A 24,534-nucleotide genomic window follows, 5' to 3' on the forward strand; every position below is an offset into this window, starting at 1 on the left:
GGCCTTCAAGTTACCTTGTGGCGAGTTTCGTCCCGGACACGAGGTTTTTCAATACCAGAATATCGCCCTTCGCTGCGCAGTCCGGCATGGCCAGTGTCAGTTCAGAGCTGTCGCTTTTTCCGCCGACCGACGCCACAGTTTCGCCCAGCAGTTCGCGTCCGCAGGTCGCATCGGTAACAGCGGCCTCAACCACCACATCCGGCATGCCGTTGGCCGGGAAGGTGTAAACCTCGGCCAGCATCGGCAGATCGACCGAATCGTCCCCCAGAAGGGACAGGAACCCGCCGGTCAGCGGTTTGCCCGGCACCGGCGTGTGCGGCGCATTGGCCGAAACATGGCCGGGCTGGCCATAATCGGCCCCGTTTTCAAACGCCTGCAACTGGAACGCATCGGCATCGAGCCATTGCACCGCGAACCGGCGCAGCCCCGCGACCTCGGGCATCGGGCGGGTTGCCTCGACCCGGGTGCCATCCGCCAGCTTGACTGTCACGGTGCCATCCGTCGTCATCGCGGGCAGATCAAGAAACAGCGCCCCGGTGGCTGATGTCTTTCCGGTGACGGCCAGCCCGCCCTGTTTGATGACAACGCGCGCGTCCGGCTGGCAGGGGGCCAGCAGGGTCAGGCCCAGCATGGCATGGTCCTTGGCCGCGAGATCCAGCGTCACGGGGCAGGCCTCGGCCTGTGTCGGGGCAGTATCCTGCGGCATGGCGGGTGGCGCAATCTTCGCGGGGGTGCTGTCCGGCTGTGGCGTCAGCATTGGCGCAGCGGGCACCTCGGCAGCGGGCCGCGTCAGGATGATCGGGGCCGGGTCGGATTCGGCAGCCAGCGGCACCACGCTGGTCGATTTCACCTTCACGGCGGCCTCCCGTTGCGCGGCCAGTTTCTCTTCCGCAGCACGGTTCTGCACGAAATGACCAGCGCCCAGCCCGACAGCCAGCAGCGCGGCGGCAAGTGCGATTCGACGTTTCATGTCCATCGGAAGGCTCCCGAGTTTTTGTCCCGGTCAGGACTAGTCAGGAAACCGGGCCATTCCGTGGCGAAAGCGGGGAATGTTTCCAGCAGCGCGCCGGTGGGCCGCCTCAGACGAGGCGACCGTGGCAATGCTTGAACTTCTCACCCGAACCGCAGGGGCATGGGTCATTGCGCGACGGGTTGCCCCAGGTCGAGGGGTCGGCCTCGTCAAAGCCAGCCGCTGCGATATGTTCCACCGCCTCATGGCTACCCGAAGCCGCCGCCGCGTCGGCGGCGTCCTGCGCGGCCTGCTGCTGCGCCAGATATTGCGCCATCATCTGCTGCTGTTCTTCCTGCGTCACCGGCCGGATCAGAGCGAGCTTCTGAGTCACATCCTGACGCAGCCCGTCCAGCATGGTTTCAAACAGGGCAAAAGCCTCGGTCTTGTATTCCGACAGCGGGTCACGCTGGGCATAGCCACGGAAGCCCACGACCGAGCGCAGATGTTCCAGCCGCAGCAGGTGTTCACGCCACTTGCCGTCGATGGTTTGCAACAGAAGCTGCTTTTCGATGTTGCGCATGGTTTCCGGCCCGAAGCTTTCCAGCTTCTCGGCCATCATGGCATCCGAGGCTTTCTCCAGCCGTTCGCGGATCACATCCTGGTCGACGCCCTCTTCCTTCGCCCAGTCGATCACCTGAACGTCCAGCGCCATCTTTTCCAGCAGCGCCGCATAAAGGCCGGTCGTGTTCCACTGTTCAGGATAGGTCTTCGCCGGCATGAACTGTTCGACCAGATCGTCGATGACCTGATAGCGCATGTCCTGCGCGATTTCCGACAGATCCTCGGCCTGCATGATCTCCAGCCGCTGACCGAAGATCACCTTGCGCTGGTCGTTCATCACGTCGTCGAACTTCAGCAGCTGCTTGCGGACATCGAAGTTGCGGCCCTCGACCTTTGCCTGCGCGCGTTCCAACGACTTGTTGACCCAGGGGTGAACGATGGCCTCGCCTTCCTTCATCCCCAGTTTCGACAGCACGCTGTCCAGCCGTTCCGAGCCGAAAATCCGCATCAGATCGTCTTCCAGTGACAAGAAGAAGACCGAGCGGCCGGGGTCGCCCTGACGGCCCGAACGGCCGCGCAACTGGTTGTCGATGCGGCGGCTTTCATGGCGTTCGGTGCCCAGAACGAACAGGCCGCCCGCCTCGATCACCTTCTGCTTTTCTGCGGCATGTTCCGCCTCGACCTTGGCGCGCACTTCGTCCGGGTGCAGATGCGGGTCGGCGGTGATGGCCTGCATCACCTTCATTTCGACATTGCCACCCAGCTGGATATCAGTACCGCGCCCGGCCATGTTGGTGGCGATGGTCACCGCGCCGAAGCGCCCTGCATCCGCCACGATCTGCGCTTCCTGTTCGTGCTGCCGCGCGTTCAGCACATTATGCGGCACACCGGCCTGTTTCAGCAGGTCGGACAGGAATTCCGATTTCTCAATCGAAGTAGTGCCAACAAGGATCGGCTGGCCCTTTTCATGCGCCTCGCCGATGGCCTTGACCACACCTTCGTATTTCTCGCGCGCGGTGCGATAGACCTGATCGTGTTCGTCCTTCCGCGCGACCGGACGGTTCGTCGGCACTTCGACCACACCAAGCTTGTAGATTTCCATGAATTCTTCCGCCTCGGTCTGGGCGGTGCCGGTCATTCCCGACAGCTTGTTGTAGAGACGGAAGTAATTCTGGAAGGTCACGGAAGCGAGCGTCACGTTCTCGGGCTGGATCTGCACCGCTTCTTTGGCTTCGATGGCCTGATGCAGCCCGTCCGACAGGCGGCGGCCCCGCATCATCCGGCCGGTAAATTCGTCGATCAGCACCACCTCGCCGTCGCGCACGATGTAATTCTGATCACGGTGGAACAGCTTGTGGGCGCGCAGGGCCTGGTTGATGTGATGCACCAGAGACGTGCTTTCGGGGTCGTAAAGCGTCTGGCCTTCGGGCAGCAAACCGGACTGGCGCAGACGGCTTTCGATGAACTCGTTACCCTCTTCGGTATAGGTCGCGTTGCGGCCTTTTTCGTCCAGCTTGAAATGCGCCTCAGTCAGTTCGGGCATCAGCGCATCGACGCGGGTGTAAAGGTCGCTGCGGTCCTGGCTCGGGCCTGAAATGATCAGCGGCGTGCGCGCTTCGTCGATGAGGATCGAGTCGACCTCGTCCACGATGGCGAAGAAATGGCCGCGCTGCATCATCTCATCGATGCTGCCCTTCATGTTGTCACGAAGGTAATCAAAGCCCAGCTCGTTGTTCGTCGCATAGGTGATGTCGGCGCGATAGGCCGCGTGTTTCTCGGCCTCGGGCTGATAGGGGTAGACCACGCCGCAGGTCAGGCCAAGCTGGGCAAAGACCTTGCCCATCCATTCAGAGTCGCGCTTGGCCAGATAGTCGTTCACCGTGACGACATGCACGCCCTTGCCCGCCAGCGCGTTCAGATAGGCCGGGAAAGTCGCCATCAGCGTCTTGCCCTCGCCGGTCTTCATCTCGGCGATATTGCCCTGATGCAGGAAGATCCCTGCCTTCAGCTGCACGTCGAAGGCCCGGAGGCCCAGCGCGCGGCGCGCGCCTTCACGGCAGTTGGCGAAGGCTTCGGGCAGGATGCTGTCAAGGCTTTCGCCCTTGTTCTGCACGCGGTCCTGAAGGGCGCGGGTGCGCGCGATCAGATCCTCGTCGCTCAGCGCCTGAAACTCCGGCTCCAGCGCGTTGATCCTGGCGACCATCGGGCGAACCGATTTGACCTTGCGGTCATTGGGCGTGCCAAAAACCTTCCGCGCGAGCGTTCCGAGACCAAGCATGTTTTCTCCGGTGTCCGGTTGCTGACAGAAACGTGCGAGACGGGGGCCTTGCCCGCCTCACCCAGCTTTCATAGAAGAACCCGGAAAGGCGCGGAAGGTGCCCCGTCTCGCGCGACCTTCGCGGATGTAAGGGGGCGGAAGCGCCAAGTCAACGTGGCGCGGCACGCGCCCCGATCAGGAGACGGTGATATGGCGAAAATAACAACGATCCTTGGGGCGTTTGCGCTGACGGTGGCCCTCGCCGCCCCGGCACTCGCTGCCGACCCCACGGCCGAAACCGTTGTGGCCGATGTGAACGGTACCCCGGTGACGCTGGGGCAGATGATCGCCATGCGCGCCTCGCTGCCGCCGCAATATCAGGCGCTGCCCGATGACGTCCTGTTCAAGGGGATCCTGGATCAGCTTGTGCAACAGACACTTCTGGCACAATCGGTGGAAAAGAACCTGTCGAAGCGCGACCAGATCACGCTGGAAAATGAACGCCGTGGCCAGATCTCGGCCATCGCGCTGCAACAGGTGGTGACAGCGGCCGTGACCGATGCCGCACTGCAAGCCGCCTATGACGCCAAATACAAGGACTTCAAGCCCGGCACCGAATATCACGCCGCGCATATCCTCGTGGACAGCGAGGAGAAGGCCAATGAAATCAAGGCACAGATCGAGGGCGGCGTCGATTTCGCCGATGCGGCCAAGACCCACGGCACCGACGGCACCGCCGCCAATGGCGGGGATCTGGGCTGGTTCGGCCCCGGTATGATGGTCAAACCCTTCGAGGATGCAGTTGTGGCGATGAAGCCGGGTGAATTGGTCGGTCCGGTGAAAACCGATTTCGGCTGGCACCTGATCAAGCTGGTCGAAACGCGTCCTTCCGCCGCGCCCGCGCTGGACGATGTGCGCGACGAGCTTGCAGCCGAGATCGAGAAAACCGCGATCACCGATCACCTCGCCGCGCTGGAGAAGGATGCGAAGGTCGAGAAACCGGGCGAAGGGATTGACCCGGCCGTCCTGAAAGACGAGAGCTTGTTGGACAAGTAATCTCTGCCGGAGTTGCGCCATGAGCAAGACCGACTGGAAGGCCGAAGCCAAGGCCCTCAAGAAGAAGCTGAAGAAGAAGGTCGCCACCCTCACGGCGCAACTGGAAGAGGCGGCAGAAACCGCCAAAGACCGCGCCGAGGATTTGGCCGAAGCTGCGGTCGCTGCGGTGAAGAAGGCTGCCAAGCCGGTGTCGCCGCTGGCCCCTGCGGCCTTCCCGGTGCTGCCGGTCATCAAGGGTGCGGCCTTTTCCGCAGTCGGCGCCGGGATCAAGTATCAGAACCGCCGCGACGTGATGCTGGTCAGCCTGTGCCCAGGCACCACCGTGGCCGGGGTGTTCACCCGCTCCTCCACCCGCTCGGGCTGCGTGCGTGACTGCCAGGAGAAACTGGCGATGAAGGTGCCGGCCGATGCCGGCGCCGCCATCGTGGTGAACTCGGGCAATTCCAATGCCTTCACCGGCAAGATCGGGGACAAGGCGGTGGCCGAGGTCACCGGCAGCGCCGCCGCGGCACTGGGGCTGCCCGCCAGCCGGGTGTTTTCCTCCTCCACCGGCGTGATCGGTGAACCCCTGCCCTTCGAGAAAATCACCGCCGTCATGCCCGCGCTGGTCGAGGGCCTGACGGAAGAGGCGATCCAGTCGGCTGCCGAAGCCATCATGACCACTGACACCTTCCCCAAGGGGGCCAGCGCCGTGATCGAAGGCGAAGGTGGTCCGATTCATATCTCGGGCATCGCCAAGGGGTCGGGCATGATCGCGCCGGATATGGCGACGATGCTGGTCTATATCTTCACCGATGCGAAGATCAGTGCCGCCAACCTGCAAAAGATGCTGTCGCGGAATGTGGACGAGACCTTCAACTCGATCACCGTCGACAGCGACACCTCCACTTCGGACACGCTGCTCCTCTGCGCCACCGGCCAGAGCGCAGCGGCAGAGGTCAAGGCCACCGGACCCGTCGCCAAGGCCTTCGAGGCCGCGCTGCGCAGTGTGATGATGGATCTGGCGCATCAGGTTGTGAAGGATGGTGAAGGCGCCACGAAGTTCGTGGAAATCCAGATCACCGGCGCCGCATCGGCGGAGGACGCGCTGCGCGTCGGCAAAGCCATCGCCGACAGCCCGCTGGTCAAGACCGCGCTGGCCGGGCAAGATCCGAACTGGGGCCGCATCATTGCCGCTATCGGCAAATCCGGCGCGGCGGCAGAGCGTGACAAGCTGCGTATCACCTTCGGCGATCTGATCGTCGCCGAAAAAGGCTGGCGCAACCCCGACTACCGTGAGGAAGACGGCGCCGCCTATTTCCGCCGTTCGGAACTGGTGATCGGTGTCGATCTGGGGATGGGCCGGGCCAAACGCTCGATCTGGACCTGCGACCTGACCAGCCGTTACATCGAGATCAACGCGGATTACCGCTCCTGATTTCATCTGTTCATAAATATCCCACAGGGGGTCCGGGGGACGCGAAGTCCCCCGGCACCTGCCAGAAGCGGAACATCTGCCATGAAGATTCTTCTCGTCGCCGCCGTGGCGCTGATCGACGCTGACGGTCGCGTGCTGCTGGCGCAACGCCCCGAGGGCAAATCTCTGGCCGGGCTGTGGGAGTTTCCGGGCGGCAAAGTTGAATCCGGCGAATCACCCGAGGCCTGCCTGATCCGCGAGTTGAAGGAAGAGCTGGGCATCGACACCTGGAAAAGCTGCCTCGCGCCGCTGACCTTCGCCAGCCACGCCTATGAGGATTTCCACCTGCTGATGCCGCTTTTCGCCTGCCGGCGCTGGGAAGGCATTCCCACCGGCCGCGAAGGGCAGCGAATCGCCTGGGTGCGGGCACAGGCACTGAAGGATTACCCGATGCCGCCCGCCGATATTCCACTCATCCCGATCTTGCGCGACTGGCTTTAATTTTTTGCAGGCAACGAGAATTTTGCCTCTTTTGTGAAATTTTCTTAGTAGCGGGTTAACCACTTCCCCCGTATTCTTTACCCGTTCTGGCTGAATTTGGGGGGAGAGATGCTGAGAACGATCGCCTTGGGTTCGTGTGTATCCGTGCAGGGAATTGTGGTCGGCTCGACGCAGGACGGAAAGCTGATGGTGCGGGTCGATGACAAGACCTTCGTTGGCTATCCGGTGTCCGGTGCGCGCAACTGAGACAACCGATGAAAAAGCAAAAGGCCGGGCAGTTTGCCCGGCCTTTTGCTTTGCGCGCCACTGACCTCAGGCCAGCGAGCGCTGCACTTCCTCGCGTTCGAAGATCTCGATGACATCGCCCGCCCGGATATCCTCGTAGCGTTCGAAGGCCATGCCACATTCCTGACCGGACTGCACTTCCTTGACCTCGTCCTTGAAGCGCTTGAGCGTTTTGAGCGTGCCTTCGTGGATGACCACGTTGTCGCGCAGCAGGCGCACACCAGCCGAACGGCGCGCAACGCCCTCGGTGACGATACAACCCGCCACATTGCCCGCGCCGGTGATGCGGAAGACTTCCTTGATCTGCGCGTAACCAATGAAGTTTTCGCGCACTTCGGCCTTCAGCAGCCCCGAGGCCGCCGACTTGATGTCGTCGATCAGGTCATAGATGATCGAGTAGTAGCGGATTTCCACACCCTTCTGCTGCGCCGCGTTGCGCGCGGTCGCATTCGCCCGGACGTTGAAGCCGATGATCGGCGCGTTCGAGGCTTCGGCCAGACCCACATCGGTATCGGTGATCGCACCCACACCATAGTGCAGCACGCGCACGCGCACCTCGTCGTTGCCGATCTTTTCCAGCGCCTGAACGATGGCCTCGGCTGAACCTTGCACATCGGCCTTCACCAGCACCGGCAGTTCCGCCACATCGGCATCGGCCTTCGCCTTCGCCATGAGCTGTTCCAGCGTGGTCGCGGCACCGGCAGCGGCGCGTTTGTCCTTGGCGGCCTGTTCGCGGTAATCCGCGATCTCGCGCGCCTGCGCCTCGGTCGACACCACGTTCAGCACGTCACCGGCTTCGGGCGTGCCGTTCAGGCCCAGCACCTCGACCGGAACCGACGGTCCGGCTTCGGTGACGGTTTCACCCTTGTCGTTGATCAGCGCGCGAACCTTGCCCCACTTCTCGCCCACGACGAAGATGTCGCCGCGTTTCAGCGTGCCGTTCTGCACCAGAACGGTGGCAACCGGGCCGCGACCGACATCCAGCTTTGCCTCGATCACCGCGCCCATGGCGGGGCGATTCGGGTTGGCCTTCAGTTCAAGGATCTCCGCCTGCAGAGCGATGGCTTCCAGCAGGTCATTCAGGCCCTTGCCGGTCTTGGCAGAAACCTCGACATCCTGCACGTCGCCCGACATCGCCTCGACCACCACTTCATGCTGAAGCAGGTCGGTGCGCACCTTCTGCGGGTTGGCATCCGGCTTGTCGCATTTGTTGATCGCGACGATCATCGGCACCTTCGCCGCCTTGGCGTGGGCGATAGCTTCAATCGTCTGCGGCATCACGGCGTCATCGGCCGCGACCACCAGGATCACGATATCCGTCACCTGCGCGCCACGGGCACGCATCGAGGTGAAGGCCGCGTGACCGGGCGTATCGAGGAATGAGACCAGCGAACCATTCGGCGTTTTCACCTGATAGGCACCGATGTGCTGGGTGATGCCACCGGCCTCGCCCGACACGACGTTGGCCTTGCGGATCGCATCCAGCAGCGAGGTTTTGCCGTGGTCGACGTGACCCATGATGGTCACGATCGGCGGACGCGATTCCAGATCCTCGGCCTTGTCTTCGACGGTGTCGATGACCTGTTCCACATCGGAATCCGACACGCGCACGGCGCGATGACCGAAATCCTCGATGATGATTTCGGCGGTATCGGCGTCGATGGTCTGGTTCATGTTGACCATCATGCCCATCTTCATCAGCGCCTTGACCACGTCGGCGGCGCGTTCCGCCATCCGGTTGGCCAGTTCGCTGACAACGATGGTTTCAGGCAGCTGCACGTCGCGGGCCTGCTTTTCGGCCTTCTGACCGAATCCCATGGCCTTGTTGCGGGCCTTTTCCTGCTTGCGCTTCATCGCGGCGAGCGAGCGGGTGCGCCCGCCCTCGCCATCCAGCGCGGCAGTCAGGGTCAGCTTGCCGGAACGGCGGCCATCATCGCCCTTGCCCTTGGCACCACGGTCCCGGTCACGATCTTCGCGCTCGCGGTCAGTCTTGCGCGGGCTGACAGTCGTTGCGGGCTGTTTGGCAGCGCCGCGTGCTTCTTCCTCGGTCGCAGGGGCAGCCGGGGCGGCCTCACGCGATTTCGCGGCAGGCTTGGCGGCTTCGGCAGCGGCACGCGCCTCTTCCTGCTCGCGCTGGATCTGCGCACGCGATTTGGTGCCAAGAATATCCGCCTTGCGCTGCGCGGCAGCGGCCGCCTTGGCCTCCGCCTCGGCACGCGCCTGACGCTCTTCTTCTTCCTGACGGGCCTTGATGGCCGCTTCGCGCTCGCGCTCTTCGCGCTCCTTCGCCTCGATTTCCTCGCGGCGGCGCTGACGATCTTCCTCGCGCTGACGCTCTTCCTCGGCGCGGCGCGCGGTATCCTCGGCCTCACGGGCCTTGGCGGCGCGCAGCGCAGCCAGGCGCCGTTCCATCTCGGCGTCGGAGATCCCGGCGGGGCGCTTCGACGGATCGCCCAGATGCGAGGCCGAGCCGCCACCTGCGGCACCGCCTGCGGTGCCGGGCTTCGGCACCACCACGCGCTTGCGCTTGGTCTCCACCACCACGGTGTTGGTCCGGCCGTGGCTGAAGCTCTGCTTCACCTGACCTGGGCGCTTGCCAGCGCCGCCACCAAGCCCGAGGGGTTTTTTACCGTCCGTATCGCTCATACCGTCTTCGTATCCTCTCCGGCGGTCTCGCCGCCGTCATGCTGGCCTGCGACTCCACCCCGGAGCCCTGCCAGCCTTGCCGCTTCCTCTACAACACGGTCGCTGAGTCCACCAGCCGCAAGCGCGCCGTGTATGGCACTTTCGCGGCCAAAAGCCAAACCGATTTCCTGTCCGGTCAGGCAGCCGATGAACAGCCCCGTCTTCGCAGGCGGGCGGAGCTTCGATTTGCCCCGTTCCGACCCGTCACTGGCCTGGATCAGCACGGTCGCCGTGCCATCCACAAGCCAGCCCTTCACCTTCTCGTACCCCGTCACCGCCAGCCCCGCCTTGCGGGCGAGGCTCAACAGTTCGACCACGCGCTTCGCCAGCATCGCCTCGATGAGGTCCGCCAGCGCCGGGGGCGGCGTAACCCTGGTCCGCGCCGCACGCGAGAACAGGCCCTTTGCCGCCGCACGGTCCAGCGCCTCGCGGGTGGAAGTCACCCAGAAGCCCCGGCCCGGCAGCTTGCCCAGCAGATCGGGCACCACGTCGCCATCCGGCCCCGCGACGAAACGGATCAACCCGGCCGTCGGCCCGGAGTCACCCGAAACGATGCATCGCCGTTCCGGGCTGTCCCTGTCGTCCTTGCGGCCGCCGCGCGTCATGGGAAACCCGAGGCTCAGGCCTCGGCCTCCTCGGCGTCGCCCTCTTCGTCTTCAGCCTCGGCCGCTGCCAGTTCGGTCGGGTCGACCCAGCCCAGCATGACGCGCGCCGTCATGATCAGGGTCTGCGCTTCTTCCAGCGAGACCTCGAACTTCTCAAGCACGCCGTCATCTTTCTTGCGCTGGCCGTTTTCGGTCGTCCAGCCGCCAGCCAGTTCCCAGTCGGCGCAGGTGGCGAAATCTTCCAGCGTCTTGATGCCGTCCTTCGCCAGCGCCTCGATCATCTGGGGTGTCAGCCCCTCGAAGTTGAACAGGCTGTCATCGACGCCCAGTGCGCGGGCATTCTCGATGGCCTTGCGATTCTGTTCCTCGATGTAGTCGCGGGCGCGGGCTTGCAGTTCCTCGGCGGTGCCTTCATCGAAACCGTCGATGGACAGAAGCTCGTCCTGATCGACATAGGCCACTTCTTCCAGATTGGTGAAGCCTTCCGCCACCAGAAGCTGGGCCATCATCTCGTCGATATCAAGGGTATCCATGAAGAGTTTCGTACGCTCGGCGAATTCGGCCTGACGACGCGCCGATTCCTCGGCCTCAGTCATGATGTCGATGTCCAGCCCGGTCAGCTGCGAAGCCAGACGCACGTTCTGACCGCGGCGACCGATGGCCAGCGAAAGCTGTTCGTCCGGCACCACGACCTCGATCTTGCCTGCCTCTTCGTCGAACACGACCTTGCTGACCTCGGCGGGTTGCAGGGCGTTCACGAGGAAGGTGGCGGTATCGCCGTTCCAGGGAATGATGTCGATCTTTTCGCCCTGAAGCTCGTTCACCACGGCCTGCACACGGCTGCCGCGCATACCGACGCAGGCACCCACGGGGTCAATGGAGTTGTCATAGCTGATCACGGCGATCTTGGCGCGCGAACCCGGGTCACGGGCGACGGCCTTGATCTCGATGATGCCATCATAGATTTCCGGCACTTCCATCTTGAACAGTTCCGCCATGAACTGCGGATCGGTGCGCGACAGGAAGACCTGCGGGCCACGAGTCTCGCGGCGCACATCCTTGACGTAGCAGCGGATACGGTCATTCGGGCGATAGCTTTCGCGACCGATCTTCTCGTTCCGGCGCAGGATGCCCTCGCCCCGCCCAATGTCGACGATCAGGTTGCCGTATTCCTCACGCTTCACCACACCGTTGATGATGGTGCCCTTGCGATCCTTGAATTCGTCATACTGACGGTCACGCTCGGCCTCGCGCACCTTTTGCAGGATAACCTGCTTGGCACTTTGCGCGGCGATACGGCCCAGATCCACGGGCGGAACCTCGTCGATCACCTCGTCCCCGACCTGCGGGTCTTTCAGATAGGTTTTGGCCTGCTTGACGGTCAGCTGGGCGTGGTGATTCTCGTATTCCTCGTCCGGCACCACGGTGCGGATGCGGGCAAAGGTGGCGCGGCCCGTCTTGCGGTCGATCTTGACGCGGATGTCCAGTTCGGCGCCGTAACGCGATTTGGCGGCACGGGCGAGGGATTCCTCCATCGCCTGAATCACCAGATCCGGGTCGATCATCTTTTCGCGCGCCACCGCCTCGGCGGTTTGCAGAAGCTCCAGCTGGTTCGCAGACGTAATCGCCATGATGTCCTCTTGGCCTGTCAGTGTTTCGTCGCGGGGGTTTCGAGGTCGTCGTCCTCATCCCCTTCGGTTTCTTCGATCTCGTCGAACTTCGATTCGTCGATGACGCCGGCTTCCTTGCGCTGGCGCAGAACCTCGGCGATCAGTTCGTCGGTCAGCAGAAGCTTGGCATCCGACAACCAGTCGAATTGCAGCCCGATGGTTAGCGTCTCGCCGCCTTCCTCGATCTCGATCAGTACCTCGTCGCCTTCAGTGCCTTGCAGCACACCCTTGAAGCGACGACGGCCATCAATCAACTCGGTCGTTTCCAGCCGCGCCTCGTAATCGACCCACATGTCGAAGTCCTTCAGGCGGGTCAGCGGGCGGTCGATGCCGGGGGACGAGACCTCAAGCACATAATTGTCCTCGATCGGGTCTTCCACGTCCAGCAGGGCCGAAACGGCGGTGGAGACGGCGGCACATTCGTCCACCTCGATCCCGCCATCCGGGCGGTCCACCATGATTTGCAGGGTCCGCGTCTTGCCGCCCATCAGGCGGATGCGCACCAGTTCGAATCCCAGCCCTTCGATGACCGGGCCGACAATGTCGGCCAGTCGGCGGTCGATGGCGGTCTTGGCGATGAGATCGGTCATCCGGGTTCCAAAAAGCAAAAAACGGGCTCGAGCGGCCCGTTTACATCTTTCGATGGGCCGACGGTTTGGACCCGTCAGCGCCGCTGTTGAGAGCCATATAGGCCGTTCCGCCCCGGAAAGCAAGGCGGAATGCCAGAGGCCCCCTCAAGCCGATTGTGGGCCGGGCACGGCACTGATAGCCTGATGCCGCTGCGGCGCCGTATTTCTGCCGCCTGCAAGACCCCAAGCCTCTGGTTCCATTTTCTTTACGGAGTTTCCCATGTCCAAGCGCATGATCACCCTCAACGGGGCAACTGCGTTCTCTGCCTTCGGCTTCAGTTTCAACTGGGATGAGCGCCAGATCAGCTCCGTCTACATCAACAACGAATCGACCGGCACATCCGACAGCCTGTCGCTGAAACTGTCCGGCCAGCCCTGGACCATCCGGCGTCTTTCCTTTGACAGTTCCGCGCCGGCCACCCCTTTGTCGCTGACGATCACCGATGCGAATGACGGTGTTGTCGGGCGGCGGCTGGATCTTGTGCAGCTGCCCTCGGACGGAAATGTGAACATCACACTGCACGACACCCGCATCCGTTACCTGAGCGGTGGCGCGGATTCGAATGTCACCCTGTCGCTGGGGTCGCAGCAGACCAAGCATGTCGAGCTTTATGACGCGCGACAAAGCAAAGTGACGCTGGGCGACGGCGCGGTTCAGACGCTGATGCTGAGCCAGGGGAATGACACCGTGACCGGCGGCAGCGGCTATGTCGGATTCATCGACTTCGACGAGGGCAACAACACCTTCATCGGTGGCTCGGGCTATGTCGGCTCCATCCGTTCCAACGGCAACAACACCTTCGAACTGAAGGGCGGGGCCGACAGCGTCAGCCTGGGATCGGGCACCAGCAAGGTTGTCGTCAGCGGCGGGTTTGTCGGCGCGATCACCAGCTTCTCCGGCACAAATACAGTCACCATCGGCGCAGGCGGCGAAGTGCGCAGCATTGGCTTCTCCGGCGGCATCGACAAGGTGAGCGTCGCGGGCAGGGTCGAGCAGGTTTCGCTCGGCTCCAACAAGGACACTTTGACGATCACCGGAAACGGTCGTGTCAACCAGGCCGATCTCGGCGACGGCAACAACAGCTTCCGCATGAGCGGGGAGCAGGTGAACTCGGTCATCGCCTATGACGGCAACGACAGTTTCACCGTGACCTCGGGCAACATCAACCAGATCGCGGCGGGAGGCGGCAACAACAAGTTCATCCTCAAGGGCGGCTGGATCGGCGCGATCCAGAGCTATGAGGGCAACGATACCGTCACCTTGTCCGGCACTGCGCAGGTGAACACGCTTTCTCTGGGTAACGGCATCAACAAGGTGAAAACCGCAGCCGGTTGGGTGGATCATATCGCCACCGGCGACGGCGCCGACACCATCAGCCTCGGCGCGGGCGGAGCCGGGTCGGTAACGAACGGCGGCGGCAATGATGTGGTGCGCACCGGCGCGGGCTGGGTGGACAGCCTCAGCACCGGCGAAGGCAATGACACCGTGACGCTGGCCAAGGGCGGCGTCGGTACGCTGCGGCTGGGCGGGGGTGACGACAGGGTGATCGTGCAGGCGCAAGACCCGGCCAACGGGTTGCTGCTGTCCGGTGGTCAGGGTGTCGACACCCTGGATCTGAGCCAGTTCTCAAAAGGCGTGGTGATCACGCTGAACAACCTCGGCGCCTGGCAGAATCCCGCCGCGAAGAACGGCAACATCGACGGCGCGGGCAAGGGCTATCTGGCCGTGACCGGGTTCGAGAATGTGCAGGGTTCCGCAGGCGCGGACCGGATTGAGGGGAACGAGCTGGCAAACCGGCTGACCGGCGGTCTGGGGAATGACACGCTCATCGGCGGGGCGGGCAATGACACGCTGCTGGGCGGTGGCGGCAATGATGTCTTCGTATTCGGTGCCGGCAGCGGCACCGACCGGATCGAAGGCTTCACAGCCGGGGCGGACCGCATCCAGATCGCGGGGGCGGATTCCCTGACGGACCTTACCTTCACCAGCCTCGGCGCCACCGAAACCCGCATCGACATGGGGGCAATCCATATCGTCGTGACCGGCCTTTCACTGGGCCAGTTGCAGGATGCGGGAAACTTCATGTTCTGAGGAATCCGCGTGCGGGCGGTCAGACGCCCGCACCGCCCGCCGGATTGTCACGCCAGACGCGCCAGTTCAACGGCGCCGCCAGACAGAGCCACGCGGCATAGGGCAGGATCAGAACGAAGGCCAGGCCATCAAGACCCCAGAAGGTCCACAGCATCCCCAGTACGGCAAAACACAGCGCCAGCATCACCAGCACCGACATGCCCATGCGGCGCGCACCGAAGAAGGTCGGCGTCCACAGCGTATTCAGCGCGATCTGCAAGGCCCAGAAGCCCATGGCAAAAGCGTTGCCGGGTTGCCCCGCAACCCGCGTGGCCGCAAGGCTGGACAGGACGTAGATCGTGGTCCAGGCAACCGGAAACATCCAGTTCTTCGGTCGCCAGTCGGGTTTCACCAGCCCTTCGTACCAGTCCCCCGGCTTGAACATCCAGCCGGTCAGCCCGGCGGCCAGGCTCGCCCCCAGGAACAAAGCGAAAAGCCCCCAGTCAAAGGGAAGTGTGCCATCCATCTACAGATCTTTCATCAGCGGCCGAAGCCCGTTCATCACGGATACAAGCCCGGCAGAGATCCCCGGTTCCGAAAGAGCGTGCCCGGCCATGCCCACCATGCGCAAATCACAGCGCCGCCAGCCCTGCGCAAGACGCCATGCGGCGGCGGGCGGACAGATCATGTCATAGCGGCCCTGCACGATGGTGGCACCGATCTGCTCGATCCGGCCCCGGTTCTGCAAGATCCAGCCATCGCTTTCCAGAAAACAGCCATTGACGAAATAATGATTCTCCAGCCGCGCGAAGGCACGGGCGTAGTCTGACGGGCTTTCGTGCCAGGCCCCCTCGGTGCTGACCGAGGCGAGCGCGTTTTCCCACTGCGCCCAGATACGGGCAAAGCGCATCTCTTCCAGCAGGTTGCCGGAAAACAGGCGACGGTGGTAAGCGCCAATCATATCCCCCCGCTCTGCCTCGGGGATCGGTTCGACAAACCGCGCCCAGAGATCGGGGAAGAACGCCCCCGCCCCGCCGCCATAGAACCAGTCCAGTTCCGACCGCGTGCCCAGAAACACGCCGCGCAGCACCATGTGGCGCACGCGGTCCGGGTGGGTGATCGCATAGATCAGCGCCAGCGTCGCTCCCCAGCTGCCGCCGAACAGCACGAAACGGTCGATCCCCAGCAATTCGCGGATCGTCTCGATGTCTGACACCAGATGCCAGGTGCTGTTCGCCGCCACCGCCGCCGTCGGGCGCGAGCGGCCGCATCCGCGCTGGTCAAACAGGATCACCCGGTAAACCTCGGGGTCGAAATAGCGCCGCATCGCCGGGCTGCACCCGCCGCCCGGCCCGCCGTGCAGCACCAGAACCGGCACCCCATCCGGGCGGCCGCATTGTTCCACATAGATGCGATGCCCGTCGCCCATGTCGATCTGGCGCTGGTCGAAAGGCTCGACCGGCGGATAAAGATACTCGACTGCGCGCTTTTGGCCTGATCTGTGATCCATGATCGTATTATATAACCGCCCGGAACCATTCCGCCACGGGAGAGAATGCCATGATCACCACCATCGACCCCGGTGAAGTCGCGAAATTCGAGGCGATGGCCGCCGAATGGTGGGACCCGGCAGGAAAATTCAAGCCGCTGCACCAGATGAACCCCTGTCGGCTGCATTACATCACCAGCCAGATTTCGGCCGAGTTCGACCGCAATCTGACCCATCCGCAGCCGTTCGCGGGGCTGCGGATCCTCGATATCGGCTGTGGCGGCGGGCTTCTGTCGGAACCGATGGCGCGACTCGGTGCCGATGTGGTGGGCGCCGATGCGGCGCCGCGCAATATTCCTGTGGCACAGCTTCATGCCGAACAGTCGGGTCTGACGATCGACTATCGCAACACCACGGCAGAGGCGCTGGCCGAGGCGGGCGAACAGTTCGACGTGGTGCTGAACATGGAGGTGGTAGAACATGTGGCCGATCCGCTGGCCTATCTGACAGCCTGTCAGACCCTGCTGAAACCCGGCGGGCTGATGATCTGTTCCACGCTGAACCGCAACGCCAAAAGCTTTGCCATGGCGATTGTCGGTGCCGAATGGGTGATGCGCTGGCTGCCGAAAGGCACGCATGACTGGGCCAAGTTCATCACCCCGGACGAGCTTTACGACCTGATCCGCCGCGCCGGTCTCGACCCGGTGGATCGCAAAGGTATGGTGTTCAACCCCGTCAGCTGGAACTGGAGCCTGTCGGCCCGCGACCTTTCGGTGAACTATGTCACCGCGAGCGTGAAGCGGTGAAAGCCGTGCTGTTCTGGGCGCTGCTGCTTCTGGGGTCGGCCTGGGCGGGCACCGCGCTCTGGGTGCAGTTTCCGCAGGCCCGTCCCGTCGCGATGGCGGCTTTCGCGCTGCTGGTCGCCGGGGTGGTCTGGGCCAGGCTTGGCCCCGGCTGGGGGTGGAGCGCACTTGCGCTGTCCGCGCTGGTGATCGGTGGCTGGTATCTGAGCCTGCGCCCACAGCAGAACCGCGACTGGGCGCCTGATGTCGCCCATATCGTGCAAGGCGATATCGAGGGGGACAAGGTGACGCTGCACAACGTCCGCGCCTTCCGCTGGACCGATGCCGCCCATGCCACCGAGCTCTGGGAAACCCGCAGCTACGATCTGTCGCAACTGACCGGGGCCGACATGATCACTTCGGTCTGGGACAGTCCGAAAATCGCGCATCTCCTGGTCAGCTTCGGCTTTGCCGATGGCCGCCATGTGGTATTCTCGGTCGAGATCCGCCGCGAGAAAGGCGAGGCCTTCAGCAGCATCGGCGGCTTCTTCCGCCAGTTCGAACTGTCACTGATCGCAGCCGACGAGGCGGATGTGGTCAAACTGCGCACCAACTTTCGCGGCGAGGAAGTGAGACTGTATCCCCTGCGCCTGACGCCAGAGCAGTTGCGCGCTGTGTTCCTGCGATATGTCGAACTGGGCAGTGCACTGAACGAAAAGCCGCGCTGGTATAATACGGTCACTGCCAATTGCACCACCGTTGTCTGGCAACTGACGCGCGTGCTGAACCCCGATCTGCCGCTGGACCGCAGCCTGCTGCTGTCAGGCTATCTGCCCGACTGGCTTTACCGCATGGGCGTTCTGGCCGACGAGGGTACGCTGGAAGATATCCGTGCCCGCGCGGTGATTTCGGACCGCGCGAAGGCCCTGCCCGAAGGGGCGGATTATTCCGTTGGTATCCGCGCGGGGCGCTAAGGCTTACAGGAGGTCCCCGGCTCCGATCTGGTCAAGCGTCAGGCCCTTCAGCAAGACGGTGCCATCGCCATGCTCCACCAGAACGCCCGCGGCCTTCTGGGTCAGATCGTAACCACCACGCACCGAAAGATGGTCGATGCCGTCCTGAAAGTCGGTGATCGTATCGGCACCGCTGCGCGCGCCAAACACGAACAGATCGGCCCCGCGCCCGCCGGTCAGCACATCGCGCCCCACCCCGCCCTCCAGCCGGTCGGCACCGTCGTCACCTGACAGCGCGTCATTGCCCGCGCCACCTTGCAACATGTCACCGCCCCGCCCGCCGGAAAGCACATCGCGGCCAGCGCCGCCCAACAGAGTATCGGAACCATTCGCGCCAGACAGGATGTCATTGCCCCCCAGCCCGTCCAGCCGGTCATTGCCGCGCAGCAGGAACAGGCTGCCGGGGGCAAGAGTGTCGTCACCGGCCGAACCCGTCACCTCGTAGCTTTGCGCGTTGACAGCGCGCACCAGTGCCGACCGGCCATAGGTCACATAGACCCCGCCTGCATCGCGATGGTGCAGCGGAAACACGCTGTCGGCATCGACACGGAAACCGTCGATCTTCAGCAGAGTTTTGAAACCGCCAGAGAAATGTGTAAGCGCCGCATAGTCGAAACTGCCGCTTAGCGCAGTGTCGCCGCTTTGCTGGATCACCGCGCCATCGCCGGAAAGACCCGCATAGTAGAAATCGCCGATATGGACGGAAATCGCCCGGCCATAGCCCAGATAGACCGTCGAATTGCCGTATCCAGACAGAAGCTTGTCGCTCAACCCGGCCAGATCGCCGGTCACTGATACCGTTGCCATGTCACCCCTCACGAATCGCTGCACGCAATCTGCCAGAACCGCGTGCAGCGTCAATTCGGGTTACACGGCCTCGGACGATCTCGCCCAGAGGTTGATGTCCTCATCCGAGGCGATGCGGTCGATCTCGGCCAGTTCCTCGGGCGTGAAGGTCAGGTTGCCGATGGCGCCCGCGCAATCGACAACCTGTTCTGGTTTCGACGCCCCGATCAGCGCAGTGGTAATACCACCGTCGCGCAGAACCCAGGCAATCGCCATCTGCGCCAGCGTCTGCCCGCGCTTTTGCGCCAGCGCATCCAGCGCCCGCACGCTGTCCAGCGCGCGCGGCGTGATGGTTTCGGGCGCAAGGCTCTTGCCCTGCGCGGCGCGGCTGCCCGCCGGGATTCCGCCCAGATATTTCTTGGTCAGGATGCCCTGCGCCAGCGGCGTGAAAGCAATGGAGCCGACGCCCAGATCGGCCAGCGTGTCCTTCAGCCCGTCGCGTTCCACCCAGCGGTTCAGCAGGTTGTAGCTGGGTTGATGGATCAGCAGCGGCGTGCCCAGATCCTTCAGGATCGCCACTGCCTCGCGGGTGCGTTGACTGTTGTAGCTGGAAATCCCGACGTAAAGCGCGCGCCCCGAGCGGACGATGTGATCCAGTGCCATCATCGTTTCTTCCAGCGGCGTTTCCGGGTCGAAACGGTGGGAATAGAAGATATCGACGTAATCTAGACCCATCCGCTTCAGCGACTGATCACACGAGGCAATCAGATACTTGCGGCTGCCCCATTCGCCATAGGGCCCGGCCCACATATCATAGCCCGCCTTGGACGAGATGATCAGCTCGTCCCGGTAGCCCGCGAAATCGGTGCGAAGAATTTCTCCGAATGCCTCTTCGGCGCTGCCGGGCGGCGGGCCATAGTTGTTGGCCAGATCGAAATGGGTAATCCCAAGGTCAAACGCAGTGCGGCAGATGTCACGCTTGACCTGATGCGGGGTATCGTGGCCGAAGTTGTGCCAAAGGCCAAGGCTGACCGCCGGAAGCTTCAGCCCCGAGTGGCCGCAACGGCGATAGATCATGCGGGAATAGCGGTCATCCGCCGGGCGATAGGTCATGGCATCCTCCGTGTTCGGCAGGATGATAGCGCTACCGCCCGGCATGTGAAAGATCGTGGAGGAAAGATCAGGCGATCTCCATTTCCTCGACCAGCACGGCCCAGCCCGCGCCGTGCATGTCACGGTCGGCACGGGTGCCCTGCACCACCGGGCGCGGCACCGACAGTTTCACCACGTTCAGATCAGGGATATCGAAGCGTTTCATCGCCTGCGGTTCAACCCCGAACAGATGCGCGACGCGGGTTGTATCCAGCCCCGTCGTGACGCGGGCGAAAGCCTCGGCACTGCCGCAGAAGATATCCACCGTCAGCCAGAACGGCCCGGCGTTCTTGGACCGGACCTTTTCGACCAGCGTTCCCAGTTCAGCCATGGCCCACCTCGTGCACATCCAGACGGAAGGCCAACATCGGATCGTCCAGCCGCATTACATGGTTCAGACAGAATTCATACAGCGCCCCGCGCTGCATTTCCGCCGGCGAGAAGGGGAAGGCGAAGGTCGGCATCGGCTCATCCTCGGTCAGCGCGTGATGCAGCAGATAGGGATTGAGCATCTTGCCCGCCTCAGCCGCCTGCGCCTCGGTCGGGCAGGTGACGATGCCCAGAACCCCCACCTCGACCGGGGGGGTCGTGCGGTTTTCCAGCGGGCCAAGCGTTGCGTCCATGCCGATCAGCCGCAGTTCCAGCGTGAAGTCATCAGGCGAAAGGCCCATCCGCTCCACGATCTGCGCCGCGACGCGGGCCTGCACATCCGCCGCCCATTCGCGGGCATGGCGCACATAGCGGCGGTCCCGCAGCAGGGCCAGCGCGACGGTCTGGTAGCCCGCGACGCGGGCCCCCTCCAGCTTCACCGTATAGGCGCCCCTGATCCATTCCGAGCCTTCGACGCGCACGCGCCGCGCATCCAGCGCAGTATAGCTGGCGCCGGTGACATCCAGATGCCCGCCCGGCTCATACAGCACGAAGGGATCGGAGTTTTCGTAAAGCATATGCGCCGACACCGTGTAGGGCGTGGCGGCGGCGGTCAGGGCCATCGGCTCCATAGTGAAGCCGGTCGCGTCAAAGTCGATCTGGATGACGCCAGTGGCAGGCTGGGTGGTGGCGATGGCACCGCATTCGCCGATCTTGGCGCCGTGCCAGCAGCCCCCCGGATGATCGCCGTTCACCAGCGGCAGCGCCGCGATGATGGCCGTATCGGTGGTCCGCCCGGCAATCACGATATCGGCGCCGGTCGCCAGCGCCGCCGCGATCTGCTCAGCCCCCGCCAGCGCCACGATATTGCTGCAAGCGTCGATCAGCGCATCCGAGATTTCGGGCGCCGGGAACAGCGGCGCGATGCGCCCTTCGGCCAGCGCGGCTTTCACCGCGGCGGGGGATTGCCCGCTTTTCAGCGTGGCCACGCGCAGGGTTTGTCCGGTTTCGGCCGCGATCTCGCGGGTGATTTCCAGCAGCCAGTCCACTGCGCTGTCGGCGCCGCAGGTGCCCGCCGTGCCGATGACCAGCGGCACGCCCGCCTCGGCCCGCGCCTGCATCAGCCCGCGCCACTCCGCCTTGGTCGAGGCGCGCGAATATTTGGACACACCACGCCCAAGGTAAGAGGGCCCACTGTCCGTGGACCCCCCGTCAACCGCGATGATATCCGGCCTGTTGGCGATACCGCGCGACAAAGCCGCGCGGTCATAGCCAAGGCCCAAAGCCCCGGTGGGGATCAGAACCCGTGTCATACCTCAGTCCTCGTTTGCTTCCATGGCAGGCACCGGCGGCTTCTTCAGCACGGTGCGCAGGAACAGCGGCGCAATGAAGCCGGCGATCGCCGCGATCCACAAGCCGATGGAGATGGGGGTCGAGAACAGGAAGGTCCAGTCCCCGTCCGAAATCACCATGGCCCGGCGCAGGCTGTCTTCCATGTTCGAGCCCAGCAGGATGCCAAGGATCACCGGCACCGTCGGCACGTCCAGCTTGCGCAGGAAGTAGCCCAGCACACCAAAGACCACCATCAACAGCAGATCGAAGGTGCTGCCCGACAGAGAATAGATGCCGACAAAGCTGATCATCGTGACCATGGGCAGCAGGACCCAGGCCGGGATCATCAGAACGCGGACGAACAGCTTCACCATCGGCACGTTCATCACCAGCAACACGATATTGGCGATGAACAGGCTGGCGATCAGACCCCAGACCACTTCGGGCTGGTCACGGAACAGCGTCGGCCCCGGCGTGATGTTCAGCGTCAGAAGCAGTGCCAGCATCACCGCCGTGGTGCCCGAACCCGGCACACCCAGCGTCAGCATCGGCACCATCGCACCACCGGCCGCGGCATTGTTGCCCGCCTCGGGCGCGGCCACGCCGCGCGGATCGCCCTGGCCAAAGCGGCCCCGCGAACCGAGGATGCTCTTTTCGGCCATGTAGGCCATGAACGAACCCAGCGACGCCCCCGCCCCCGGCAGAACTCCGGCCACAAAGCCGATGCCGGTGCCGCGCAGCATGGTCCCGGTGGAGGCTTTCAGATCCTGCCACGGGATTGTCAGCTTGCCGAGAGTCACGCCGATGGCGCTGTTGCGGCCATGGCTTTCAATGAAGATGAAGATTTCCGAGATGGCGAACAGACCGACGATTGCGACAAGGAAATCCACCCCGTCCATCAGGTGCATGTTGCCGCCGGTATAGCGCGGCAGGCCGGTCGAATTGTCCAGACCGATCATCGCGATGCCAAGCCCCAGACAGGCCGCCGCTGCAGCTTTCGCCTGGTTCTTCGAGGCGACGCCGCCCAGCGTGCAGAAGGCCAGCAGGTACAGGGCGAAATATTCGGCCGGGCCGAACAGATAGGCGATGCTGGCCAGCACCGGCGCCATCACGACAAGGCCGATGGTCGCAAGGAAAGAACCGACAAAAGAGGCGACACCCGAAATCACCAGCGCGTCCCCTGCCCGGCCCTGCCGGGCCATCGGGAAGCCGTCCAGCGTGGTCATCATCGCAGGTTCGTCACCCGGAATGTTCAGCAGGATCGAGCTGATCCGCCCGCCATACATGGTGCCGTAGTAGACCGAGGTCAGCAGCACCAGCGACTGTGTCGCATCCAGACCCATGGTGAAGGCGACCGGAATGAGGATCGCCACGCCATTGGCCGGGCCAAGGCCGGGCAGCGCGCCGAACATCGTGCCAAGGAAACAGCCGACCACGGCCAGCAGCAGCGTGAAGGGGGTCAGCGCAACGCCGAACCCCATGACGAGGTTGGAAATCGTATCCATCAATGCCCCCTCAACCCATCAGTGCTCTTGGCAGGGCGACAAGCCCGAGGCCGAGGGCGTATTTGAACAGCACGAACAGGCCGACCGACAGGCAGATGCCCGTGATCGCCGCCTTCGCGGGCTGCGGCGCGATCATGTAGCTGACACCGGCCGCGACCAGCGCGGTGGGGATCAGGAAGCCCAGCGGCGCAAGCATGTAGGCATAAAGGGTCAGGATAACGACCGTCAGCGCCATCTTCATCCAGACCGGCAGGGGCGGCCATTCCGGTTCGGCATCGGGCTTCCACAGCATCGCGAGCCCGCACAGCAGGCCGACGACGGCGATCATCATGGGAAACACCCGCGGGCCCACCGGGTCCGACAGAAAGCTGGTCTGGATCTGGAAGGCGCCCGCGAGATACGCGAGCGCCAAGATCGCCACGACCAGACCGAAGATCCGGTCGCTGGCCATTACTGGATCACCCCGATTTCTTTCGAAAGCTCGGTGGTTTCGGCAACGACGCCATCCACCCAGCTCTGGAAGTCAGCACCGACCTTGGTGAAGGGGGCGAGGCCGTTCGACGCCATGACCGCTTTCCACTCATCACTGTCCGCCACTTTTTGCAGCTTCTCGGCCCAGGCGTTGAAGGCGTCGTCGCTGATGCCCTTGGGCACATACAGGCCGCGCCAGTTGACGACCTCGACATTGAGGCCCTGCTCCTTGGCGGTCGGAATATCCTCGAAGCCCGGCACGCGCTCGGAGGTCAGCACGGCCAGCGGACGCACGTCGCCCGATTTGATGAAGCCCACGATTTCCGACATGTCGCCGGTCATCGCCTGGGTGAAGCCGCCGATGGTCTGGGTGATCGCCTCTGCACCGCCGTCCATGCCGATGTACTTGACCTTGGCCACATCGGTGAAGCCTGCGGCTTTCAGTACCATCAGCGGCTTCAGGTGGTCAAAGCCGCCCGCAGCCGACCCACCGGCAAAAGCCACCGAGCCGGGATCTGCCTTGATCGCCTCGACCAGATCGGTCAGCGTCTGATAGGGGCTGTCTTTGGCAACCACGATCACACCGGGGTCGCCACCGATGGCACCGACGAAACGCACCTGATCGGCGGTCGCGCCACCATAGGCATTCTGCGCCAGACGGGTGGTGGTGGCCGACGAGGCCGCGACGATCAGATCGGCGTCCTTGCCGCGCTCGGCGACAACATGGCTGAAGGCAAGGCCGCCACCGGCGCCCGCCATATTGGTCACCTGAACCGGCTGGTCGACCAGTTTAAGATCATAAAGGATCTTGCCGATCTGACGGCAGGTGAAGTCCCAGCCGCCACCGGCATCCGCCGGGGCGATGCATTCGGTCGCGAAGGCCGAGGTGGCGCCAAGGCCAAGGGCAGCACTGGCCAGCAGCGCGCGGAACAGGGTCGATTTCATGCGTGTCCTCCCGAGACATCTT

The 24,534-nt window shown here is 63.6% G+C and carries 22 protein-coding genes; 7 read left to right on the plus strand and 15 right to left on the minus strand.

Going from position 1 to position 24,534, the window contains the following annotated elements:
* Nucleotides 1–10: 10 nt before the first annotated feature.
* Nucleotides 11–976 carry a hypothetical protein gene (locus tag AO684_RS03475; protein WP_054301354.1) on the minus strand — a complete coding sequence of 322 codons (966 nt, stop codon included), beginning with the start codon at nucleotides 974–976 and terminating at the stop codon, nucleotides 11–13.
* 103 nt (nucleotides 977–1,079) lie between these two features.
* Nucleotides 1,080–3,791, minus strand: coding sequence for a preprotein translocase subunit SecA (secA, locus tag AO684_RS03480; RefSeq protein ID WP_054301355.1), 2,712 nt, complete (start codon nucleotides 3,789–3,791; stop codon nucleotides 1,080–1,082).
* Between the two features lie 189 nt (nucleotides 3,792–3,980).
* On the opposite strand from secA, the gene AO684_RS03485 reads away from it, so the two are divergent.
* From AO684_RS03485 to AO684_RS21975, 4 genes are all read left to right on the plus strand, one after another.
* Nucleotides 3,981–4,826 carry a peptidylprolyl isomerase gene (locus AO684_RS03485; RefSeq protein ID WP_054301356.1) on the plus strand — a complete coding sequence of 282 codons (846 nt, stop codon included), beginning with the start codon at nucleotides 3,981–3,983 and terminating at the stop codon, nucleotides 4,824–4,826.
* A gap of 19 nt (nucleotides 4,827–4,845) precedes the next feature.
* The gene (argJ, locus tag AO684_RS03490) at nucleotides 4,846–6,243 is read left to right on the plus strand and encodes a bifunctional glutamate N-acetyltransferase/amino-acid acetyltransferase ArgJ (RefSeq protein ID WP_054301357.1); all 1,398 of its coding nucleotides are present in this window, start codon (nucleotides 4,846–4,848) and stop codon (nucleotides 6,241–6,243) included.
* Between the two features lie 81 nt (nucleotides 6,244–6,324).
* The gene (mutT, locus tag AO684_RS03495; protein ID WP_054301358.1) at nucleotides 6,325–6,723 is read left to right on the plus strand and encodes an 8-oxo-dGTP diphosphatase MutT; all 399 of its coding nucleotides are present in this window, start codon (nucleotides 6,325–6,327) and stop codon (nucleotides 6,721–6,723) included.
* A gap of 108 nt (nucleotides 6,724–6,831) precedes the next feature.
* The gene (locus AO684_RS21975; RefSeq protein ID WP_054301359.1) at nucleotides 6,832–6,969 is read left to right on the plus strand and encodes a hypothetical protein; all 138 of its coding nucleotides are present in this window, start codon (nucleotides 6,832–6,834) and stop codon (nucleotides 6,967–6,969) included.
* Between the two features lie 66 nt (nucleotides 6,970–7,035).
* Here the strand turns inward: AO684_RS21975 and infB are convergent, their stop codons facing one another.
* The 4 genes from infB to rimP are packed head-to-tail and all read right to left on the minus strand — an operon-like array spanning nucleotide 7,036 to nucleotide 12,558.
* A complete protein-coding gene (gene infB / locus AO684_RS03505; RefSeq protein WP_054301360.1) occupies nucleotides 7,036–9,654 on the minus strand; it encodes a translation initiation factor IF-2 in 2,619 nt (872 codons plus the stop codon).
* A complete protein-coding gene (locus AO684_RS03510; protein WP_054301361.1) occupies nucleotides 9,651–10,298 on the minus strand; it encodes an RNA-binding protein in 648 nt (215 codons plus the stop codon). Before AO684_RS03510 ends, infB begins: the two co-directional genes overlap by 4 nt.
* Nucleotides 10,299–10,312: 14 nt before the next feature.
* Complete coding sequence (nusA, locus tag AO684_RS03515) at nucleotides 10,313–11,929, minus strand: transcription termination factor NusA (protein WP_054301362.1); 1,617 nt, start codon at nucleotides 11,927–11,929, stop codon at nucleotides 10,313–10,315.
* Between the two features lie 17 nt (nucleotides 11,930–11,946).
* Nucleotides 11,947–12,558, minus strand: a complete 612-nt coding sequence (gene rimP / locus AO684_RS03520) for a ribosome maturation factor RimP (RefSeq protein WP_054301444.1) — start codon at nucleotides 12,556–12,558, stop codon at nucleotides 11,947–11,949.
* A 259-nt stretch (nucleotides 12,559–12,817) separates the two neighbouring features.
* Here rimP and AO684_RS21750 point away from each other — a divergent pair, with 259 nt between their 5' ends.
* Nucleotides 12,818–14,689, plus strand: coding sequence for a calcium-binding protein (locus AO684_RS21750; protein ID WP_054301363.1), 1,872 nt, complete (start codon nucleotides 12,818–12,820; stop codon nucleotides 14,687–14,689).
* Nucleotides 14,690–14,708: 19 nt separating this feature from the next.
* Here the strand turns inward: AO684_RS21750 and AO684_RS03530 are convergent, their stop codons facing one another.
* Both AO684_RS03530 and pip read right to left on the minus strand, forming a co-directional pair.
* Nucleotides 14,709–15,194, minus strand: coding sequence for a TspO/MBR family protein (locus tag AO684_RS03530; protein WP_054301364.1), 486 nt, complete (start codon nucleotides 15,192–15,194; stop codon nucleotides 14,709–14,711).
* Nucleotides 15,195–16,178: a prolyl aminopeptidase gene (pip, locus tag AO684_RS03535; protein ID WP_054301365.1), complete on the minus strand. Its 984-nt coding sequence runs from the start codon at nucleotides 16,176–16,178 to the stop codon at nucleotides 15,195–15,197.
* 50 nt (nucleotides 16,179–16,228) lie between these two features.
* Here pip and ubiG point away from each other — a divergent pair, with 50 nt between their 5' ends.
* Nucleotides 16,229–16,963 carry a bifunctional 2-polyprenyl-6-hydroxyphenol methylase/3-demethylubiquinol 3-O-methyltransferase UbiG gene (ubiG, locus tag AO684_RS03540; RefSeq protein WP_054301366.1) on the plus strand — a complete coding sequence of 245 codons (735 nt, stop codon included), beginning with the start codon at nucleotides 16,229–16,231 and terminating at the stop codon, nucleotides 16,961–16,963.
* On the plus strand, nucleotides 16,960–17,913 hold the full coding sequence (locus tag AO684_RS03545) for a DUF4105 domain-containing protein (protein ID WP_235451202.1): 954 nt from the start codon (nucleotides 16,960–16,962) through the stop codon (nucleotides 17,911–17,913). The genes ubiG and AO684_RS03545 overlap by 4 nt, the downstream gene beginning before the upstream one ends.
* Before the next feature lie 3 nt (nucleotides 17,914–17,916).
* Here the strand turns inward: AO684_RS03545 and AO684_RS03550 are convergent, their stop codons facing one another.
* From AO684_RS03550 to AO684_RS03580, 7 genes are all read right to left on the minus strand, one after another.
* On the minus strand, nucleotides 17,917–18,759 hold the full coding sequence (locus AO684_RS03550; RefSeq protein WP_054301367.1) for a calcium-binding protein: 843 nt from the start codon (nucleotides 18,757–18,759) through the stop codon (nucleotides 17,917–17,919).
* A 60-nt stretch (nucleotides 18,760–18,819) separates the two neighbouring features.
* Complete coding sequence (mgrA, locus tag AO684_RS03555; protein WP_054301368.1) at nucleotides 18,820–19,851, minus strand: L-glyceraldehyde 3-phosphate reductase; 1,032 nt, start codon at nucleotides 19,849–19,851, stop codon at nucleotides 18,820–18,822.
* Nucleotides 19,852–19,918: 67 nt separating this feature from the next.
* Nucleotides 19,919–20,221 (minus strand): DUF4387 family protein, encoded by a 303-nt coding sequence (locus AO684_RS03560; RefSeq protein WP_054301369.1) that lies wholly within the window; start codon nucleotides 20,219–20,221, stop codon nucleotides 19,919–19,921.
* Nucleotides 20,214–21,572, minus strand: coding sequence for an acyclic terpene utilization AtuA family protein (locus AO684_RS03565; RefSeq protein WP_054301370.1), 1,359 nt, complete (start codon nucleotides 21,570–21,572; stop codon nucleotides 20,214–20,216). Before AO684_RS03565 ends, AO684_RS03560 begins: the two co-directional genes overlap by 8 nt.
* Before the next feature lie 3 nt (nucleotides 21,573–21,575).
* Complete coding sequence (locus AO684_RS03570) at nucleotides 21,576–23,096, minus strand: tripartite tricarboxylate transporter permease (RefSeq protein WP_054301371.1); 1,521 nt, start codon at nucleotides 23,094–23,096, stop codon at nucleotides 21,576–21,578.
* A gap of 10 nt (nucleotides 23,097–23,106) precedes the next feature.
* Nucleotides 23,107–23,547, minus strand: a complete 441-nt coding sequence (locus AO684_RS03575; protein WP_054301372.1) for a tripartite tricarboxylate transporter TctB family protein — start codon at nucleotides 23,545–23,547, stop codon at nucleotides 23,107–23,109.
* Entirely contained in the window at nucleotides 23,547–24,512 is a 966-nt protein-coding gene (locus AO684_RS03580) for a tripartite tricarboxylate transporter substrate binding protein (protein WP_054301373.1), read from the minus strand. The genes AO684_RS03575 and AO684_RS03580 overlap by 1 nt, the downstream gene beginning before the upstream one ends.
* Nucleotides 24,513–24,534 lie beyond the last annotated feature (22 nt).

Origin of the sequence: Gemmobacter sp. LW-1 (genome assembly GCF_001303875.1) — a bacterium.
Lineage (GTDB): Bacteria > Pseudomonadota > Alphaproteobacteria > Rhodobacterales > Rhodobacteraceae > Gemmobacter > Gemmobacter caeni.